Annotated in this window: 17 protein-coding genes; 12 read left to right on the top strand and 5 right to left on the bottom strand. The window is 49.7% G+C overall.

The features are described from left to right. The first annotated feature begins 329 nt into the window (after positions 1-329). Together manA and EDF88_RS03405 are read left to right on the top strand one after the other, a co-directional pair. Complete coding sequence (gene manA / locus EDF88_RS03400; RefSeq protein WP_134182913.1) at positions 330-1,502, top strand: mannose-6-phosphate isomerase; 1,173 nt, start codon at positions 330-332, stop codon at positions 1,500-1,502. Positions 1,503-1,636: 134 nt separating this feature from the next. Next, positions 1,637-3,187, top strand: coding sequence for a YdgA family protein (locus EDF88_RS03405; protein WP_134182915.1), 1,551 nt, complete (start codon positions 1,637-1,639; stop codon positions 3,185-3,187). Positions 3,188-3,231: 44 nt separating this feature from the next. Here EDF88_RS03405 and EDF88_RS03410 read toward each other — a convergent pair whose 3' ends face one another. Then, entirely contained in the window at positions 3,232-4,266 is a 1,035-nt protein-coding gene (locus tag EDF88_RS03410) for a Mal regulon transcriptional regulator MalI (protein WP_134182917.1), read from the bottom strand. 185 nt (positions 4,267-4,451) lie between these two features. Here EDF88_RS03410 and malX point away from each other — a divergent pair, with 185 nt between their 5' ends. From malX to add, 3 genes are all read left to right on the top strand, one after another. Beyond that, positions 4,452-6,044, top strand: coding sequence for a maltose/glucose-specific PTS transporter subunit IIBC (gene malX, locus EDF88_RS03415; protein WP_134182919.1), 1,593 nt, complete (start codon positions 4,452-4,454; stop codon positions 6,042-6,044). Between the two features lie 41 nt (positions 6,045-6,085). After that, on the top strand, positions 6,086-7,258 hold the full coding sequence (locus EDF88_RS03420) for a MalY/PatB family protein (protein WP_134182921.1): 1,173 nt from the start codon (positions 6,086-6,088) through the stop codon (positions 7,256-7,258). 102 nt (positions 7,259-7,360) lie between these two features. After that, a complete protein-coding gene (gene add, locus EDF88_RS03425) occupies positions 7,361-8,362 on the top strand; it encodes an adenosine deaminase (protein WP_134182923.1) in 1,002 nt (333 codons plus the stop codon). Positions 8,363-8,459: 97 nt separating this feature from the next. On the opposite strand, the gene EDF88_RS03430 is transcribed toward add, so the two are convergent. Further along, complete coding sequence (locus EDF88_RS03430; RefSeq protein ID WP_243839570.1) at positions 8,460-9,170, bottom strand: YnfC family lipoprotein; 711 nt, start codon at positions 9,168-9,170, stop codon at positions 8,460-8,462. A 232-nt stretch (positions 9,171-9,402) separates the two neighbouring features. On the opposite strand from EDF88_RS03430, the gene EDF88_RS03435 reads away from it, so the two are divergent. The 7 genes from EDF88_RS03435 (at position 9,403) to clcB (ending at position 15,623) form a co-directional block, all read left to right on the top strand. Further along, positions 9,403-9,705: a DUF1161 domain-containing protein gene (locus tag EDF88_RS03435; protein ID WP_134182927.1), complete on the top strand. Its 303-nt coding sequence runs from the start codon at positions 9,403-9,405 to the stop codon at positions 9,703-9,705. A 93-nt stretch (positions 9,706-9,798) separates the two neighbouring features. Then, a complete protein-coding gene (dmsD, locus tag EDF88_RS03440; RefSeq protein ID WP_134183260.1) occupies positions 9,799-10,425 on the top strand; it encodes a Tat proofreading chaperone DmsD in 627 nt (208 codons plus the stop codon). A gap of 354 nt (positions 10,426-10,779) precedes the next feature. After that, positions 10,780-11,496: an osmoprotectant ABC transporter permease OsmY gene (gene osmY / locus EDF88_RS03445; RefSeq protein WP_064518579.1), complete on the top strand. Its 717-nt coding sequence runs from the start codon at positions 10,780-10,782 to the stop codon at positions 11,494-11,496. A 22-nt stretch (positions 11,497-11,518) separates the two neighbouring features. Continuing rightward, entirely contained in the window at positions 11,519-12,421 is a 903-nt protein-coding gene (gene osmX, locus EDF88_RS03450; protein ID WP_134182929.1) for an osmoprotectant ABC transporter substrate-binding protein OsmX, read from the top strand. Between the two features lie 9 nt (positions 12,422-12,430). After that, a complete protein-coding gene (osmW, locus tag EDF88_RS03455; protein ID WP_064518575.1) occupies positions 12,431-13,078 on the top strand; it encodes an osmoprotectant ABC transporter permease OsmW in 648 nt (215 codons plus the stop codon). After that, positions 13,078-14,217, top strand: coding sequence for an osmoprotectant ABC transporter ATP-binding protein OsmV (gene osmV / locus EDF88_RS03460; protein ID WP_134182931.1), 1,140 nt, complete (start codon positions 13,078-13,080; stop codon positions 14,215-14,217). Before osmW ends, osmV begins: the two co-directional genes overlap by 1 nt. 110 nt (positions 14,218-14,327) lie before the next feature. Further along, complete coding sequence (gene clcB, locus EDF88_RS03465) at positions 14,328-15,623, top strand: voltage-gated ClC-type chloride channel ClcB (RefSeq protein WP_134183262.1); 1,296 nt, start codon at positions 14,328-14,330, stop codon at positions 15,621-15,623. On the opposite strand, the gene bioD is transcribed toward clcB, so the two are convergent. From bioD to EDF88_RS03480, 3 genes are all read right to left on the bottom strand, one after another. Then, positions 15,576-16,271 (bottom strand): dethiobiotin synthase, encoded by a 696-nt coding sequence (gene bioD / locus EDF88_RS03470; protein WP_034455805.1) that lies wholly within the window; start codon positions 16,269-16,271, stop codon positions 15,576-15,578. The two genes, clcB and bioD, sit on opposite strands and share 48 nt — an antisense overlap. 192 nt (positions 16,272-16,463) lie before the next feature. Continuing rightward, the gene (gene mlc / locus EDF88_RS03475) at positions 16,464-17,681 is read right to left on the bottom strand and encodes a sugar metabolism global transcriptional regulator Mlc (protein ID WP_134182933.1); all 1,218 of its coding nucleotides are present in this window, start codon (positions 17,679-17,681) and stop codon (positions 16,464-16,466) included. Positions 17,682-17,798: 117 nt separating this feature from the next. After that, positions 17,799-18,707, bottom strand: a complete 909-nt coding sequence (locus tag EDF88_RS03480; protein ID WP_134182935.1) for a LysR family transcriptional regulator — start codon at positions 18,705-18,707, stop codon at positions 17,799-17,801. Positions 18,708-18,781: the final 74 nt, after the last annotated feature.

Genomic DNA, 18,781 nt, shown 5'->3' on the forward strand with positions numbered 1-18,781 from the left:
GTTCTCTCACTTACAACATCAAATACCCTTCATACTTCAAGCTGCAGGCGCGTTGGCTGCACTCAGTCGCCCGAATCACTTACTTCAGTAAGCTCATCGGGACTCCATCAATTGCCGCCTTCCTGCACCTCGAGTTATTTTGGGTATACGTTAGTTTTTATCTTTTCTGCGCAAAATGACACGCTGCGTTAGTAACACAAGTCAAAATATCCTACACAAATTTTTAACAAAAACTGAGACTAGTACGACTTTTTACTCGCCTGGTTACTTCATCTCAGATAATTGGTTTAATAGTCGGAACTTTATATACCTTACAACAGGGCTTGATAATGCAAAAACTCATTAACTCAGTGCAAAACTATGCCTGGGGAAGTAAAACTGCGTTAACGGAACTTTACGGCGTGGAAAACCCAGCAAACCTGCCTATGGCAGAATTATGGATGGGGGCTCACCCGAAAAGCAGCTCAAAAATTCTTGATAACGGCAAAGCTCGTTCACTGCGTGACGTGGTTGATGCCGACAAATCCGCACTGTTAGGCAAGGCCGTTGCAGAGCGTTTTGGTGAGTTACCGTTCCTCTTCAAAGTGCTGTGCGCCGATCAACCCCTTTCTATTCAGGTCCATCCTAATAAAAAAGCGTCTGAACTGGGTTTTGCCAAAGAGAACGCAGCAGGCATTCCATTAGATGCCGCCGAGCGTAACTACAAAGATCCTAACCACAAACCAGAACTGGTGTTCGCATTAACGCCGTTCCTGGCAATGAACGCTTTCCGTGAGTTTAGCGATATCGTCTCTTTGCTCCAGCCAGTTTCCGGGGCTCACCCGGCAATTGCTCATTTCTTACAAGAGCCAAATGCGGAACGTTTGTCACAACTTTTCGCAAGCCTGCTGAATATGAAAGGCGATGAGAAATCCCTGGCACTCGGCGTGTTGAAGGCAGCCTTGAATAATCAGCAAGGCGAGCCGTGGGAAACCATTCGCGTAATTTCTGAGTTTTACCCGGACGACAGTGGCTTATTCTCACCACTGCTGTTGAACGTGGTGAAATTACAGCCGGGCGAAGCGATGTTCCTGTTTGCAGAAACCCCACACGCTTACCTGAAAGGTGTGGCTCTTGAGGTGATGGCAAACTCGGATAACGTCCTACGCGCAGGGCTCACGCCAAAATACATCGACATTCCTGAGCTGGTCGCAAACGTTAAGTTTGAGCCAAAACCTGCCGCTGAGTTACTGACTCAGCCAGAGAAAAATGGCAGCGAACTGGACTTCCCTATTCCAGTTGATGACTTCGCCTTCTCATTGCACGATCTCGGCTCTCAGCAAGTGCAGCTTGCCCAACCAAGTGCGGCCATTGTGTTCTGCACTGAAGGTGAAGCAATTTTAAGCAAAGACCAGCAGCAATTGACGCTCAAACCTGGTGAGTCTGCGTTTATTTCTGCGCAAGAATCACCGGTATCTCTCAGCGGTGTAGGTCGTGTGGCTCGTGTATTCTCTAAAATCTGAGTTTAAAGCAACTTACTGATCTTTTTGGGTAGGATTGCTAAGCTGTGTAGAATCAGTTTCTTCAATGCCCGCGGGCATTTCAATCATCTGCCGGAGGACTACCGGCAGATGCACTTAATATGGACTACGACAGAATGAAAAAATCACTGGTTGCAGTAGGTGTTATTGTTGCTTTGGGTGTGGTGTGGACTGGCACAGCCTGGTACACCGGTAAACAGCTCGAAGGCCGTATGGCGGAGATGATCAGCAACGCTAATACCGCATTGAACAAAGCCTCGCCCGAAGCTGGCTTGACGCTGGGCTACCAGGATTATCATCGTGGTCTGTTCAGCAGCACCATGCAGTTAGTCATCAAACCAACCGCAGGAATGACAAGCGCGCTCCTCAAGCCTGACCAAACTATCGTATTTAACGAAACCATAGATCATGGCCCGTTCCCGTTCGCACAACTGAAAAAATTCAATCTGTTGCCTTCCATGGCGTCAGTTCATACCACATTGATGAATAACCCAACCACCAAACCATTGTTTGATATTGCTAAAGGCCAGTCCTTTATTGATGCCCAAACGCGTATTGGCTATAGCGGTGACACCTCTTCTGATATCAACTTGCTGCCACTGAATTATGAAAATGGCGAACAAAAAGTTGCCTTTAGCGGTGGTGAGTTCAAGGCTGATGTGGATGCCCAGGGTGATAAAATTGCCGTGAGTGGCGAAGCACAAAGCGGCCTAGTCAATACTGTCAATGAATACGGCCAGCACGTGCAGATGACCTTTAACGGTATCAAAACCGAAGGCAATAGTGCGCGTAGCGAATTTATCGAGCGAATTGGTAGCCAGAAAGCCTCGATCGACAAGTTGTCCATTTCCATCGAAGGCAAAGAAATGGCCGTTGTGGAAGGTTTTAACATCAACGCCAAATCTGAGCTTCAGGAAGATAAAAAGCATCTTTCCGGCCAAATCGATTACGCGATTAATTCTTTGAAGATACAGAACAAAGATATTGGTAGCGGTAAGCTAACGCTCAAAATCGGCAATCTTGACGGAGCTGCGGTGCGCGAATTTAGCCAGAAATATAACGCTGAGTCGCAAAAATTACTGGCAGATCCTGCTTTCGCGCAGAATCCTGAAGCTTATCAGCAGCAAATTGTTGAGCTGTTTGCCGCCAACCTGCCGCTATTGTTGAAAGGTGATCCGGTGATTACCGTTGCGCCATTAAGCTGGAAAAATGCTAAAGGCGAGAGCAGCTTCAATCTCTCTTTGTTCCTGAAAGACCCGGCGCAATCAAAGGGTGAACCAACAACTCCGGAAGAACAACTGAACCGTGTGGTTAAATCTCTCGACAGTAAACTGGTTATTCCAGTCGATATGGCGACTGAGTTGATGACGCAAGTTGCACAGTTTGAAGGCTACCAGCCTGCCGAAGCAGCTAAACTTGCCGAGCAGCAAATCAAAGGTCTGGCCGCAATGGGCCAAATGTTCCGCGTGACCACTATGGAAGGCAACAATGTGGTTTCCAGCCTGCAGTACTCCAACGGTCAGGTGACACTGAACGGCCAGAAAATGGCACTGGGCGATCTGTTAGGAATGTTTGGTATGCCGACTATGGGTGAACCAGAAGCTGCCCCAGCACCAGAACTTGAAGCACCTGCTGTGCCAGAAGCGCCTGCTGTCCCTCAGCAATAATTGTGAGCAATACCTGGCTAAAAGCCTCCCTTTAGGGAGGCTTTTTAATTTTTTCTCACCACCAATCGTGCTGGCATAATCTGACTGAGCGCACTGATATCACCTTGCTGTGTACGCTGCAGGATACGCTGCCCGGCCATACGACCTATCTCACGAGCAGGTGTAGAAACCCAGGTTAATGGCAAGTCATCCAGTTCATCGTCCATCACTTCAGCGAAAGCTGCCAATGCCACATGGCGGTCATAGTAACTATCGATACTTCCCTCGCCACTTTGTCTTCCAGCGCGCAGTAAACCAAACCATGCCCCCATCGCTACAGTGCTGTTGTGGCAGAGCACAGCAGTAATTGTCGGGTTGTGCTGAAGAAGTGTGGTGATCGCGTCCGCCGCTTTTTTCTGACTCGGTTCGCATTCGATTATCCACTCACTGTGGAATGGCAAGCCGTATTGCAGAAGCGTGGAACAATAACCACCCACGCGTTCGGCGCGAGTCAAAGAGGCACCATCACCACCGAGCCAGGCAATCCGTTGATGCCCACGCTTGATCAAGTGTTCGGTGACAAGCTGAGCGGCCTGCATATTGTCAGGCCTGATAATATCGGCTTCATCGAGGTAGCTGGCGCGAGAGGCAAATACCAGGGGTAAATTTTTCTGTTGCGCAATGGTACGCATATCCGCCCCCTGTCCCGCTGCTCCGGCGACAATAATGCCATCCACTCCTTGTGCAATTAACATGTCAAAGCAACGCTGCATATGCTGTCCCTGCGCGCCACTTTGGGTCAGGAAGAGTAGCTTGCCCTGCTTTTCTAGTTCATCCGTTAAACCTGCGGTGAGCTCGGCATAAAAAGGATTGCATAGATCACGCACGATCAACCCAATAACCCCACTTTGGCCACCACGTAATGAAACAGCCTGGCGATTACGCACGAATCCTAATTTTTCTATGGCTTCATTCACGCGCAATCCGGTCGCTGGTGAAATGCGCCCTTTGCCACTGAGAACCAGAGAAACTGTCGTAACAGAAACTCCAGCGGCTTCAGCGACTTCGTTAATTGTTATTTTCTTTTCCTGAGTCGTCATTAGGCCGACGGACCCTCCATAAAACAAAATTTAGTGATAAAACGTTTAACCTAACATGAGGTATTAAGCACTCTAGTGAGCTTTAGATCTGTGAACTATAGCGCAATAAAGGTTGGTAAAACGTTTTATCATCCGCTTCGTTCTTTACCACCACCCATCTATCAACCAGGGTTTAAGGAGTCGTTATGGCGGCTAATACACCACAAAAAATTACGCTTTGGGAGTTTTTTCAAAACCTTGGCAAAACCTTTATGTTACCCGTGGCACTTTTGTCGTTCTGCGGCATTATGCTCGGTATCGGGAGTTCACTCAGTAGCCACGATGTAGTGACTCTGCTTCCAGCATTAGGTAATCCTGTTTTACAGCTAATTTTCACCTGGATGGGGAAAGTCGGCTCGTTTGCGTTTAGCTTCCTACCAATTATGTTCTGTATCGCAATCCCGCTTGGGCTTGCGCGTGAAAACAAAGGTGTAGCGGCGTTTTCTGGTTTTGTCGGTTACGCGGTAATGAACCTTGCAGTGAACTTCTGGCTGACGGCTAAAGGTATTTTGCCGACAACAGATGCCGCCATCCTGAAAGCAAACAACATCCAAAATATTCTAGGTATTCAATCTATTGATACCGGCATTTTGGGTGCGGTTATTGTCGGTGTGATTGTATTCCTGCTGCATGAGCGTTTCCACAACGTGCGCTTGCCTGATGCGCTGGCCTTCTTTGGTGGTACCCGCTTTGTGCCAATCATCACCACCGTAGTGATGGGTCTGGTTGGTCTGGTTATCCCGTTAATCTGGCCGGTTTTTGCCGCTGGGATCAATGCACTGGGTAACATGATCAACAGCGCTGGCATGTTTGGGCCGATGATCTTCGGTACCGGTGAGCGCTTATTGCTGCCGTTCGGTTTGCACCACATCCTTGTTGCGCTGATTCGCTTTACTGATGCAGGCGGAACGATGGATGTTTGTGGCCATAGTGTCAGCGGCGCACTGACTATCTTCCAGGCGCAATTGAGCTGCCCAACGGTTCATGGTTTCTCTGAAAGTGCGACCCGCTTCCTGTCACAGGGTAAAATGCCTGCCTTCCTTGGCGGTTTACCGGGTGCAGCCCTGGCGATGTATCACTGTGCTCGCCCTGAAAACCGTCACAAAATTAAAGGCCTGCTGATTTCTGGCGTGATTGCCTGCGTGGTTGGCGGAACGACTGAACCGCTGGAATTCCTGTTCCTTTTTGTCGCTCCTGTGTTGTATGTCATCCACGCTTTGTTGACTGGCCTTGGCTTTACCATGATGGCGGTATTGGGTGTGACTATCGGTAATACCGATGGCAACATCATCGACTTCGTCGTATTCGGGATCCTGCACGGCCTGGCGACAAAATGGTATATGGTGCCTGTGGTTGCAGCTATCTGGTTTGCGGCATACTACGCAATTTTCCGCTTTGCGATTACCCGCTTCAACATCAAAACGCCGGGTCGTGATATCGATAACACCACCAGCGCTGAAAAAGCGATTGCCGGCCAGGTGGGTAAATCGGGTTACAATGTTCCAGCCATGCTCGCAGCTCTGGGCGGTGCCGAGAATATTGTTTCTCTCGATAACTGCATCACTCGCCTGCGTATGTCAGTGAAAGATATGGCTTTGGTCGACAGTGCAGCACTGAAAAACCTCCGTGCCATCGGTGTGGTGCAACTCAACCAGCACAATCTGCAAGTGGTGATTGGTCCGCAGGTCCAGTCGGTGAAAGATGAAATGGCGCATCTGATGCAAACTGCTCAGGCGTAAACCATAACGGGCGCTACGGCGCCCGTTTGTTGCGAGGTAATATGTTCGATTTTTCCACAGTCGTTGACCGCCACGGAACCTGGTGTACTCAGTGGGATTATGTCGCTGACCGTTTCGGTGCCGCCGACCTCCTGCCCTTTACCATCTCCGATATGGATTTCCCTACCGCTCCAGTCATACTTGAAGCTCTGCAACAACGCTTATCTCACGGTGTATTAGGTTATAGCCGCTGGAAGAATGACGAGTTTCTTGGTGCGATCGTGCATTGGTATCACACGCGTTTTAACAGTGTGATTAATAAAGAGTCGGTAGTGTACGGCCCGTCGGTTATCTACATGGTGTCGCAACTCATTCGCCAGTGGTCTGAACCTGGCGATGCAGTGCTTATCCATACCCCTGCGTATGACGCATTTTATAAAGCCATTGAGGGCAACCAACGCCAGGTATTTAGCGCTCCGTTGCATAAAACCGAAAGCAGTTGGATGTGCGATATGGTTGCTCTTGAAGCGCAACTGGCGAAACCTGAATGCAAGATCATGCTGCTTTGCAGCCCGCAAAATCCTACCGGCAAAGTCTGGACACGTACTGAACTTGAAACCATGGCAATGCTTTGCGAACGTCATGGCGTCAGAGTTATCAGTGATGAAATCCATATGGATATGGTATGGGAAGGCCACCAGCACACGCCGTGGAATGAAGTAGGCAAAGGCCAATGGGCGCTGTTCACGTCGGGTTCCAAAAGCTTCAACATTCCTGCATTAACAGGTGCTTATGGCTTGATTAATGATAGTGATGAGTGCCAGAAATACTTAAATGTGCTCAAAGGTCAGGATGGATTATCATCCCCCGCCATTCTTGCCGTTGTTGCCCATATCGCGGCCTATCAAGAAGGTTCCGCCTGGCTTGATGAGCTCCGAATATACCTGCAAAGTAATCTCCGCTTTGTCGCCGATGCCCTGAACGAAGAGTTTGCGCAACTAAACTGGCAACCGCCAGAATCCACTTATCTTGCATGGATAGATTTACGCCCATTGGGTATTGATGACAATGCGCTGCAAAAAGTGCTTATCGAGCAGCAAAAAGTCGCCATCATGCCGGGATATACCTACGGCGAGGAAGGAAAAGGATTTGTGCGACTGAACGCCGGCTGCCCACGAGTTAAGCTTGAAGAAGGTGTGAAGCGCCTGATTGCGGCGATTAAATCTCTCCAGTGAAGTTAAGGGGAGAAAACTCCCCTTTTTGTTTGCGCAACGTAGCTATTTAGGTGCGTTTGTTCTTATACTGTTGCGCACTTAAATCAAAAAAAGAGTGCGACCATGATTGATACCACCCTGCCGTTAACCGATTTGCACCGCCACCTTGATGGCAATATTCGTGCTCAAACTATTCTCGATCTGGGACGCCAGTTTAATTTGCCGCTCCCGGCTGACTCCCTTGAAGCACTTCGTCCTCACGTACAAGTTGTGGAAACAGCACCTGACCTGGTGAGCTTCCTGCAAAAACTGGATTGGGGCGTTAAAGTCCTCGCGGATCTCGATGCCTGCCGCCGCGTAGCATGGGAAAACATTGAAGATGCAGCCCTGAATGGCCTGCATTATGTCGAATTACGTTTCTCTCCAGGCTATATGGCCATGACCCATAACCTGCCGGTTGCGGGTGTGGTGGAAGCGGTGATTGAAGGTATTCGCCAGGGTTGCCGTGATTTCGGTGTTGAAGCCCGCTTAATTGGCATTATGAGCCGTACTTTCGGCGAGGCTGCATGTCTGGCTGAGCTGGAGGCCCTGCTGGCACATCGCGATAGCATTACTGCCCTTGACCTTGCCGGTGATGAACTCGGTTTCCCGGGTAGTCTGTTCCTGAGTCACTTTAACCGTGCACGTGATGCGGGTTGGCATATCACCGTTCATGCCGGTGAAGCCGCTGGCCCGGAAAGTATCTGGCAGGCAATTCGTGAGCTGGGTGCCGAGCGTATCGGACATGGTGTTAAGGCAATCGAAGATCCGGCGCTTATGGATTTGCTTGCGGAACATGGGATTGGCATCGAGTCCTGCCTGACGTCCAATATCCAAACCAGCACGATAGCCTCAATGGATAAGCACCCGTTGATTACCTTCCTGGATAAAGGCGTGCTGGCAACGATCAATACTGATGACCCAGCCGTCCAGGGTATCGATATTATTCACGAATATAATGTGGCTGCACCGCAAGCAGGTTTGAGTGCGGCACATATCCGTACCGCACAAGAGAACGGTTTAAGAATTGCCTTCTTATCTGATGCAGAAAAACAGGCGCTGATTGCTAAGGTTCGCGCCGCGTAGCGCCAACAAGAGCTTGAGTCAGGAAGCTGACTCAAGCTCTCTTTTGTTGTTTTGCGCGTAAATCCAATGCCATTAACACGAGTTTTTACCCTAAGTATCAATAATAATTGATGCTATTTTTAATCGTAAAACTTTCAACCTTCGGCGGTTTGACACTTTCATCGGTGATATTCAGTACACATTCCAGAGGGTTGAAATACCCGTCATAATCACAAGTTTGTTTGACCAAAGCGATAGACTTGCCGTTGAGGGTGCTTTCAGAGGTGTAATCGAGTTTTTTCTTATTGTCGCTACCGGATTTCGCCTTGATAGCCAGGGTGTCATTTTTTGCTGTAGTTACCTTACCTAACGGATATCCATCAGCGTCGTAGTTGTAAACGATGGATGTCGCTTCACTGTGTGCTGCCACCACAAAACCTTTATCATCCGTCTCATAGGTAATAGCGCCACTCGGCAATTCTGCCAACTGGCATTTCCCCTGAAGCTTTACCCGTTTTTCACGGGTGATGGCGTCAAGATAGTAATTAGCATCCAACACCAGGGTTGCACCGGTATTGTTTTCCAGATCGTGAAATTCGAGCTCGTTGAAACACCCTTCTTCCGATATCAGGCCAACAATGCGTTTAACGACTTCGCCTTTTTCATTGATTAATGTCTGGCTGAAGTCTTTTACCGGCCCACGCAACGGGTCAAAATCAAATTCATTCGAGAAACTCGCCATTTCTGGCGTGTAAGAAAGCGTATTGTTCTGATTGTCACACCCGGCAACAGACGCTGCCAGCGCACAGAGGATAATGATTTTCTTCACGTAATTCCTGTCCCCGACTTGAAATGTAACAACAATGATGTACCCAAAATAATTCGAGTTGCAAGAAGGCGGCAAGAGAGCGAGTCCCGATGAGCTTACTCTGGTAAGTGATGCGGGTGAGTAAACGTAGCCAACGCACATGCAACTTGAAGTATGAAGGGTATAAGCAAATACAACAATTTACACTGCAGATACTATCCTTACTACAGCCCCTCAACAGAAGGAAGATACGATGAAACGTTCAATTTGGCTTGGTGTATGCCTGTTGGCTGCAGCAACTCCCGTACTGGCCGCACAGACTTCCTGCGATACCGTCAAGGCTGACATTCAGCAAAAGATAATCAATAACGGTGTCCCTGAATCAGGCTTTAGTTTAACAATTGTTCCTAACGATCAAGCTGATAAGCCTGATGCCCAAGTTGTTGGCCATTGTGGTAATGATACGCAAAAAATCCTTTATACGCGTACCAGCAGCGGAAACTATCCGGTAAGCGGTGGTAGTACGCAGGATGGGTCACAAAGTGAGCCACAATAGCTATTAAAACGGATGTAGATGTCTAATGCATAGCAATTGCCAGGCAATCCGTAGAGAATGCGCGGCATAACTCGCGCAACAAGGAAGAGAATGATGTCTGAAACAACGCAACGACTGGCGACTATCGCCCTGACAGGAAGAGTGCTCGGTGCGCTTTTTTATCAAGAACCTAAAAGCCGGGATGTCGCATCACTGTATGCCTCACTTCAGGATCCATCCTGGACTGAGCAATGGCCAGTACAACATGAAGAACTGGCGAGTATCGCGCAGCGTATGGCGGAAGGTTTTAACTATGAGCCTGAGTCTTTGAGTGAAGCCTGGCAGCGCCTGTTCATCGGCCCGGATGCTTTACCTGCCTCGCCTTGGGGTTCGGTCTATCTCGATAAAGAACAAGTGCTTTTTGGTGATTCGATGCTTGAATTACGCCGCTGGATGCGTAAAAACGACATCTCCAACGAGCAAGATAACAACGAACCCGAAGATCACTTCGGTTTGCTACTGATGCTGGCCGCCTGGCTTGCTGAAGAAAGATTGCAGCCGAAAGTTGACGAACTTCTTGCCTGGCACATCCTGCCGTGGAGCGGGCGTTTCCTGGAGTTGTTTATCGCTAATGCTGAACATCCGTTCTATCAAGCGTTAGGCGAATTAACTCACCTGACACTTGCTCAGTGGAGTAAAGGTTTACAGATTCCTGTCGCGCAAAAAGAGCTCTATTCCTAAGAATCTGAGTAACGGTGGAAGGCGTTCGCGCTTATCCACCGACTACTTTTCTCTTATCGATCCCGCGTATTAACCCCACATTATCCTACAGTTACTCTCCGTCATTTCCCCTGCAAAAGTTACAACGTAACTTCACTTAGCTAATTTTAAGACAATTCTTTACAACCACGCTTTAAGCGAGGCGGCACAAGGCTAACTCGTTAATTTACACACTAATTATTCACCAGGTAATTTCCCCATTTACTGGAATCATTCCCGCTGCGTTGCTATAGGTCAAAACACCCTGCCGACACAAGGCATAACAACAAGCGACCTCAAGGTTGCTATAACGTGCACCCAGGGAGACACACTGCAATGCATAATACTTCCATCGTAAAACGCACTTTTTTTGGTGCACTGGCAATAATCGTCGTCCTCGGATTATTGATTTGGGGAATTGGCCCCGAAACCATAGTCGCTCGTAAAGTGGATTTGCTTTATCTCGGGCAACAACACTTAATTTTGGTGTTTAGTTCGATGGCACTGGCTCTGCTAGTAGGGATACCAAGCGGAATTTTGCTCAGTCGCCCTGCTGCTCGCCGTTTTGCTGAATATGCGATGCAAATCTTTAACGTCGGAAATACCTTGCCACCGCTGGCCGTCTTAGCGTTGGCGATGGTATTTATCGGGATTGGCGACAAACCTGCAATAATCGCGCTGTTCCTCGCCTCGCTGCTGCCAATTGTCCGTAATACCTACTCGGGTTTATCCGGTGTCCCTTCTTCGCTTATCGAAGCTGCCAACGGCATTGGCATGACTAAATGGCAACGCTTGCGCCAGGTTGAGTTACCCAACGCATGGCCAGTCATGCTTTCGGGCATCCGTATTGCAACCGCAATTAACGTGGGTACTGCGCCGCTGGCGTTTTTGATAGGTGCCAGCAGTTACGGTGAGCTTATTTTCCCGGGCATCTACCTCAATGATTTCCCGACACTGATTTTGGGTGCAGCTGCCACAGCGCTGTTTGCCCTGATCCTTGATGTTGCACTCGCGGGCTTAGGTCGTGTGTTAAGTCCCCACACAGTGAAATAAAAACAATAAAAAGGAGCCCGTCATGAAACCGTTTAAACCGTTACTTGCCGCACTCACCACAACGCTGCTATTCGCAGGTACTGCAAAAGCTGAACCTATCGTGCTGGCAACAAAAAGCTTTACCGAACAACATATTTTGTCTGCCATGACCACACAGTACCTGCGTAAGAAAGGCTTCCAGGTGACGCCGCAGACCAACATTGCCACCGTGATTTCCCGTAATGCGATGATCAACAAACAGGTGGATATGACATGGGAATATACCGGTACCTCATTGATTATTTTTAATCACATCAACAAACGTATGACCCCACAAGACTCCTACGACACCGTTAAGAAACTTGATGCCAAACTCGGGTTGGTGTGGTTGAAACCTGCCGATATGAACAACACCTACGCCTTCGCGATGCAGCGCAAACGCGCTGAAGAAGAGAACATCAATACCATGTCGCAACTGGTGGCAAAAATTGAACAAATTCGCAAAACAGACCCGGATAAAAATTGGATGCTAGGACTGGATCTGGAGTTTGCCGGGCGTAGCGATGGCATGAAGCCTTTGCAGCAAGCCTACAACATGCCGCTCGACCGCCCGCAGATTCGCCAAATGGACCCGGGTCTGGTCTATAACGCGGTGCGCGATGGGTTTGTGGATGCAGGGTTGATTTACACCACTGACGGGCGCGTAAAAGGCTTTGATCTTAAGGTGCTGGAAGACGATAAGGGCTTCTTCCCAAGTTATGCCGTGACTCCTGTTGTGCGTAAAGAGACGTTAGCGGCGAACCCTGGGCTTGAGGAGGCTCTCGACACCCTCTCCGCATCACTCAATAACGACGTGATATCCACCTTGAATGCCAAAGTGGATATCGACCATGAAACCCCACAAAAAGTTGCGCAAGAATTCCTGCAGCACAAAGGCTTGCTCTGAGGAGGCATCATGGAAACGTTGCATTATATGATTGATAACGCAGGTTATCTTGGCAGCCTGACACTACAGCACTTGTGGTTAGTTTTATTAGCCGTGGGGCTGGCGATAATTATTGGCGTGCCGTTGGGGATTTTAATTGTGCGCCATAAATGGCTCGCCACACCGGTACTGGGTATCGCCACCATCGTGCTGACAATTCCTTCTATCGCACTGTTTGGTCTGATGATTCCGCTGTTTTCGCTGGTTGGACAAGGGATTGGCGTATTCCCCGCCATTACCGCCGTCTTCCTCTATTCGCTCTTGCCGATTGTGCGCAACACGCACACCGCTCTCGACAGCTTGCCTCCGGGCTTGCGTGAAGCCGGGCGTGGTATCGGCATGACCTTCTGGCAACGCCTGCGTTGGGTTGAAATCCCGATGGCCCTGCCGGTCATTTTTGGCGGCATTCGTACCGCAGTGGTCATGAATATTGGCGTAATGGCAATTGCTGCGGTGATCGGTGCTGGCGGCTTAGGTTTGTTATTGCTTAACGGTATCGGCAGCAGCGACATCCGTATGTTGATTGCCGGTGCGGTGATGATTTGTGTTTTGGCTATTGTGCTTGATTGGTTACTGCATCGTTTACAAGTGGTGCTGACTCCTAAGGGGATTCGATAATGATTAAACTGGAAAATCTCACCAAACAGTTCGTTCAGAAGAACGGCCAAACATTTAACGCGGTTGATAACGTCAGCCTGAATGTGCCTGAAGGCGAAATGTGCGTGCTGCTCGGCCCTTCTGGCTGTGGCAAAACCACCACACTGAAGATGATTAATCGCCTGATAGCCCCAACCGGCGGCAATATTCTGATTAACGGTAAAAACACTAACGAGCTGGATACCGTCACGCTGCGCCGCAATATTGGCTACGTTATCCAGCAAATCGGTCTGTTCCCGAACATGACGATTGAAGAAAACATTACCGTCGTCCCGCGGATGCTGGGTTGGGATAAAGCGCGCTGTAAAGAACGCGCCAGCGAATTAATGAGTATGGTGGCGCTCGACCCTAACCGTTTCCTGAACCGTTACCCACGTGAAATGTCAGGCGGGCAGCAACAACGTATTGGCGTGATTCGGGCACTGGCGGCGGATCCTCCGGTACTGCTGATGGACGAGCCGTTTGGTGCGGTCGACCCTATCAACCGTGAAGCTATACAGAATGAATTTCTGGAAATGCAACGTCAGCTGAAGAAAACCGTCATGCTGGTGAGCCATGATATTGATGAAGCTCTGAAATTGGGTGACCGTATCGCCGTGTTCCGTCAGGGGAAAATTGTGCAATGCGCCAGTCCCGATGAACTCTTAGCTAAGCCTGCCAATGAATTTGTGGGGTCGTTTGTTGGCCAGGATCGCACCCTGAAACGTCTGCTGTTGGTTCAGGCTGGTGATGTCACCGACCAACAACCGACAATTACCGCGCGTGAGTCCACACCGTTACCGGAAGCATTCTCTACCATGGATGATAAAGACATGCGCTCGATAACCGTGGTGGATGGTGAAGGTAAGCCATTAGGTTTTGTGAAGCGCCGTGAAGCACGTGGTGCTATCGGCCCATGCTCTGAGTTACTGCACCCGTTCCGCGTGACCGGACGTGCGGAAGATAACCTGCGAATCGTGCTATCTAAGCTCTACGAGCACAACATGGTGTGGATGCCGATTACTGACGAAGATGGCCGCTACAGCGGTGAAATTTCGCAAGATTATATCGCCGATTACCTCAGTTCAGGCCGTACCCGCCGAGCACTGAATATTTCGTAGTTTCAACGCAAATATTGCTCAACTCCAGGTCGGATTAGCGCCAGCGACATCCGACAAAACAGCAACAAACGGTGGATGACGCTCACGCTTATCCACCTTACAATGCTTTGATGCGCCATCTAAACCACTTCCCCGATATGAAAGGCATGCTTCGACGGCTAATATTCGCCGTCTGGATTGGCGTTGCCTCTGCATTGGTCGTCTGGCTGTTTCGCCAGTCAATGTATTTCCTTGAAGGCCTTTTCCTTGGCGATCATAGCGGAAGCCTGGTTGCCGCCGCTGCAGCACTACCGCCGTGGCGCAGATTACTCACTCCGGCTATTGGTGGTTTACTTGCGGGCACCTTACTTTGGGGCTGGCAACGCGCTACACGCCAGCGCCCTTCTGCTCCCACTGACTATATGGAAGCCATAGAAACCGGCGACGGGCGTCTTGATGTATCCGCAAGTCTGGTCAAATCGGCCGCGTCACTGATTGTGGTAGCAAGCGGTAGTGCCATTGGTCGCGAAGGCGCGATGGTATTATTGGCCACCGTTTTTGCTTCGGTACTTGCCCAGCGTTTCTCAAATAAAGATGAATGGAAATTGTGGGTCGCCTGCGGTGCCGCAGCCGGGATGGCAAGCGCCTACCACGCACCACTGGCTGGCAGTTTGTTTATCGCAGAGATTCTGTTTGGCACGCTGATGCTCGCCTCACTTGGCCCAGTAGTAATTGCTGCCGTCAGCGCCTTGTTGATGACTCATTTACTCAATGACGAACAAGCGTTGCTGTATACCGTGCGAGCGTTAAGCGCTCCGCAACCTATACAATACTTGCTGATGGCAGCATTCGGCCTGCTTGCAGGTCTTGCCGGGCCACTGTTTCTTTGGCTGATGTCACATAGCAGCAAGCTATTCCAGCGTTTGCATTTAATGCCCCCGCTACAGCTTGCGTTAGGGGGATTGCTGGTTGGGCTTCTTTCGCTGATTACGCCATTGGTTTGGGGAAATGGTTATAGCGTAGTGCAATCGTTCCTCTCACAGCCCCCGGCACTGCTGTTTGTCGCCGGTATTTTGGTTTACAAACTGGCGGCGGTGCTGGCAAGTAGCGGTTCTGGTGCGCCAGGTGGTGTCTTTACGCCAACGCTATTTGTCGGGGCGGCACTGGGAATGGTGGTCGGTCAATGGTTTGGAGTCTGGGCGTGGAGTGGCGATAGCATCGCTATTTTGCTGGCATTAACCGGAATGGCAACGCTTTTAGCGGCGACCACGCATGCACCGATTATGTCCACATTGATGGTTTGTGAAATGACCGGGGAATTTACATTACTCCCCGGTTTACTGCTGGCGTGCGTAATTGCTTCTGCGCTTTCGCGCTGGTTACGCCCGCAAACGGTCTACAGTCAGAACGCTGCTAAGACGGGATAAATCGATGTAATTTGCCAGTTCACGCTGCTCTGCTCGAGGCAAATAAGGCAATTCGCCCACCAGCGGTGCAGGCAATTTCTTGCTTAATACATCAATAATTTCTGCGTAGTGTGCAAGCCCTGGATTGATACGGTTTGCCACCCAACCAATCAGTGGCAAGCCATCATTGGCAATCGCCTGCGCTGTCAGCAAGGCATGATTGATGCACCCTTCCTGAATCCCAACCACCATCAACACCGGTAACTGTTCCTGAACCACCCACTCGGATAATGGACGTAAGTCGTTCATCAGGCTGCGCCAGCCGCCAGTGCCTTCGACAACAACATGATCCACCTGCCCGGCCAAACGCTGTAGCCCATCAGACAGCAGCGAATAGTTAATCTGGCAGTTATGGCTCACGCTGCTTTCTTCTTCGCTAAGAGCGATAGGATTGATGGCTTCATAAGGTAAATTGACAGTGGAAACGCTTTGTAGAACTAACGCGTCTTTGTTGCGTAGGCCCTCTGGCGTCTCTTTACTGCCTTTGGCTACCGGCTTATAGCCGACGACACTTTTGCCACTGGCTGCAAGAGCCTGCAACAAGGCGCGAGAAACCACAGTCTTCCCGACTGCAGTATCGGTACCCGTTATAAAGAAACGCGTAAGCATGACTAACTCCCAAGGCAATGCTTTAAGTACCCATCTAACTTCAAGTCGCAGGGACGGTTATAGCCCGCCTGCAACTCAAATTATTTAGGGTATGAGTGATTAAAAATTGAATAATTCAGGAGTGAAAGTCTAAAAGAATAGTCATTCGACCAGATTGAGATAGCGCAATTTTTAGTGGATCAGGCAATGAGATTAACCTTGCAGCAAGCGAATCAATAATGAACCGTTATACATTGCATCTTTTACCAGCGCCGCTCCCGCCATTGTTCCGCGATGATTGTACTGGGTACTTTCAACAACCATATGCTCGCTATACGCCGGTAATGCTTGTTGGCGAATACAACTGGTGATTGCCGGATGCAGAATCTCTGCGGCTCGGTTAAACGGGGAACCAATCAGGATTTTTTGTGGATGGAACAGATTCACCATTATCGCAAGAATACGGCCAACGTTAGTACCAATACCGAGAATGATATCTTTCGCTAATAGATCGCCACTTAACGCAGCGTCACAGAGAGATTCGACCGTCAGAGGTTGTTCATGCAGCATGGAACCCATCGACTGACTCATGCGAAGCTGTGCTAATTCAAGCACGCTGTCGATACTGGCAATCGTTTCCAGGCAACCGTGGTTACCGCAATAACAAAGCTTGCCGTAAGGATCAACTTGCGTATGGCCAATCTCAACCAGGCTGCTACTGCCCGCATGGAGCAGGCGTCCATCGGTAATCACACCGGCACCGACGTTATTATCAATAACCACCTGAATCACATCACGAGCGCCCTTTGAGGCGCCAAATAGCCCTTCCGCCATCGTCCAGGCGCTGATGTCATGCTGAATATAGACCGGCACACCGGTGTAGTTTTCCAGAATCTCACCGAGCGGCATATCGCAGACTTCATAAAACGGCATCCGATGCACGATGCCGCGCTTGGTGTCGATAATACCCGGCATAGTGATAGCTATCGCCGTCAGGCGCTCAAGCTTTTGCTGATGGCGGATAAAGAACTGGTCAATCTGCGCGATGATGCGTTCAATAAGCGGTTGTGAGTCGCTAATAGCAAGATCAACCGTATCTTCAACAATCAGCTTACTGCTTAAATCATGCAGGCCAAGGGAGATTTCCCCACGGCTAATACGCACGGACAAATAGTGCCATGCTTCAGTTTCCAGCATCAAGCCCACAGCTGGACGGCCCCGGCTACCAGGGTCTTGAATTTCCGTTTCCTGCACCAGATGAGCTTCAATCATTTCACGAACAATTTTCGTGATGCTGGCAGGCGCAAGTTGCGCCAGGCGAGAAAGATCGATGCGCGACACCGGCCCATGGGTATCAATCAAGCGATAAACTACGCCCGCATTGGTTTGCTTGATCTGATCGATATGGCCCGGTTGACTATCAGCAACCACTTGCGACTCCCTTTATTTTCGCGCTTCGAAATAAACTTTGGGCTATGGTGAAACACTTCAAGCGAAGGAGTCAAATATTTAGGTAGGGTTGTGATTTACCGCACATAATCTGCTGTATTAACCACCTTTTAACGTCGTTATTGACTCAGTGAGCAGCGCAGAGATGCGAAGTGCCGCCGCAGAAAGTTCACGATGCTTTGGCCAAACGAGCCACATTTCAGATTGCGCTTCTGGCTCATCAATGGGTAGCCACACCACTTCCGATAGACGGACACGTTTAAATGACGCCGGAAGTATCGATACCCCTAACCCGGCGGACACCAGTCCAATGATGGTCATGGCCTCGCCCACTTCCTGGGTGATGTAGGGTGAAATCCCGTGGCGTTGCAGCAAGCCGAGAATATCTTCATACAGCCCCGTCCCAACGAGCGGATCAAAGAAGACAAAAGGTTCATTTGCGAGCTGTTGCAGAGAAACTTTTGAGCATTGGGCCAACGGATGGTCACGGTGCACCATTGCCAGTAGTGGCTCACGCAGAACCAGACTCCAGTCGAGCGTATCCGGGAGCCGCGTGTTGCGCATTAAACCGAGTTCGAGTTCGCCGTCGTTTAACGGTGCAATTTGCTTGCGGGTGTTGATTTCCCGCATCTGGAGATGTACGTCCGGGTAGCTGCGGCGAAATGTCGAAAGGCTATCGGATACCGTTTTAATAAAGGGCGCGGATGATGTGAAACCAATACGCAACTCGCCGGTTTCCCCTTGATGAAGCCGGGCTGCACGCCCTGCCGCTGCATCAACCTGGCTTAAAATCTGCCGGGCATCTTGCAAAAACTGGCTGCCTGCGGCGGTCAGATTCACGCTGCGATTAGTTCTCGCCAGTAGACGCGCACCAATTTGCTGTTCAAGGATTTGAATTTGCTGGCTCAGAGGTGGCTGAGAGATACGTAAACGCGCGGCAGCCCGCCCAAAATGCAGCTCTTCAGCAACGGCAATAAAGTAACGCAGGTGACGCAATTCAATATTCATACTTTTAAAATATCAATTGAGATTATTAATATATTAGACAGAACAATTACAATTTTCTACTCTGAAAAGAAGAC

The sequence above is a fragment of the Buttiauxella sp. BIGb0552 genome, assembly GCF_004366275.1.
GTDB lineage: Bacteria > Pseudomonadota > Gammaproteobacteria > Enterobacterales > Enterobacteriaceae > Buttiauxella > Buttiauxella gaviniae.

What these genes read in the sequence shown, in the direction of transcription:
- manA (WP_134182913.1), top strand. Translation starts at nt 330, where the DNA reads ATGCAAAAACTCATTAACTCAGTGCAAAACTATGCCTGGGGAAGTAAA.
- EDF88_RS03405 (WP_134182915.1), top strand. Translation starts at nt 1,637, where the DNA reads ATGAAAAAATCACTGGTTGCAGTAGGTGTTATTGTTGCTTTGGGTGTG.
- EDF88_RS03410 (WP_134182917.1), bottom strand. Translation starts at nt 4,266, where the DNA reads ATGACGACTCAGGAAAAGAAAATAACAATTAACGAAGTCGCTGAAGCC.
- malX (WP_134182919.1), top strand. Translation starts at nt 4,452, where the DNA reads ATGGCGGCTAATACACCACAAAAAATTACGCTTTGGGAGTTTTTTCAA.
- EDF88_RS03420 (WP_134182921.1), top strand. Translation starts at nt 6,086, where the DNA reads ATGTTCGATTTTTCCACAGTCGTTGACCGCCACGGAACCTGGTGTACT.
- add (WP_134182923.1), top strand. Translation starts at nt 7,361, where the DNA reads ATGATTGATACCACCCTGCCGTTAACCGATTTGCACCGCCACCTTGAT.
- EDF88_RS03435 (WP_134182927.1), top strand. Translation starts at nt 9,403, where the DNA reads ATGAAACGTTCAATTTGGCTTGGTGTATGCCTGTTGGCTGCAGCAACT.
- dmsD (WP_134183260.1), top strand. Translation starts at nt 9,799, where the DNA reads ATGTCTGAAACAACGCAACGACTGGCGACTATCGCCCTGACAGGAAGA.
- osmY (WP_064518579.1), top strand. Translation starts at nt 10,780, where the DNA reads ATGCATAATACTTCCATCGTAAAACGCACTTTTTTTGGTGCACTGGCA.
- osmX (WP_134182929.1), top strand. Translation starts at nt 11,519, where the DNA reads ATGAAACCGTTTAAACCGTTACTTGCCGCACTCACCACAACGCTGCTA.
- osmW (WP_064518575.1), top strand. Translation starts at nt 12,431, where the DNA reads ATGGAAACGTTGCATTATATGATTGATAACGCAGGTTATCTTGGCAGC.
- osmV (WP_134182931.1), top strand. Translation starts at nt 13,078, where the DNA reads ATGATTAAACTGGAAAATCTCACCAAACAGTTCGTTCAGAAGAACGGC.
- clcB (WP_134183262.1), top strand. Translation starts at nt 14,328, where the DNA reads ATGCGCCATCTAAACCACTTCCCCGATATGAAAGGCATGCTTCGACGG.
- bioD (WP_034455805.1), bottom strand. Translation starts at nt 16,271, where the DNA reads ATGCTTACGCGTTTCTTTATAACGGGTACCGATACTGCAGTCGGGAAG.
- EDF88_RS03480 (WP_134182935.1), bottom strand. Translation starts at nt 18,707, where the DNA reads ATGAATATTGAATTGCGTCACCTGCGTTACTTTATTGCCGTTGCTGAA.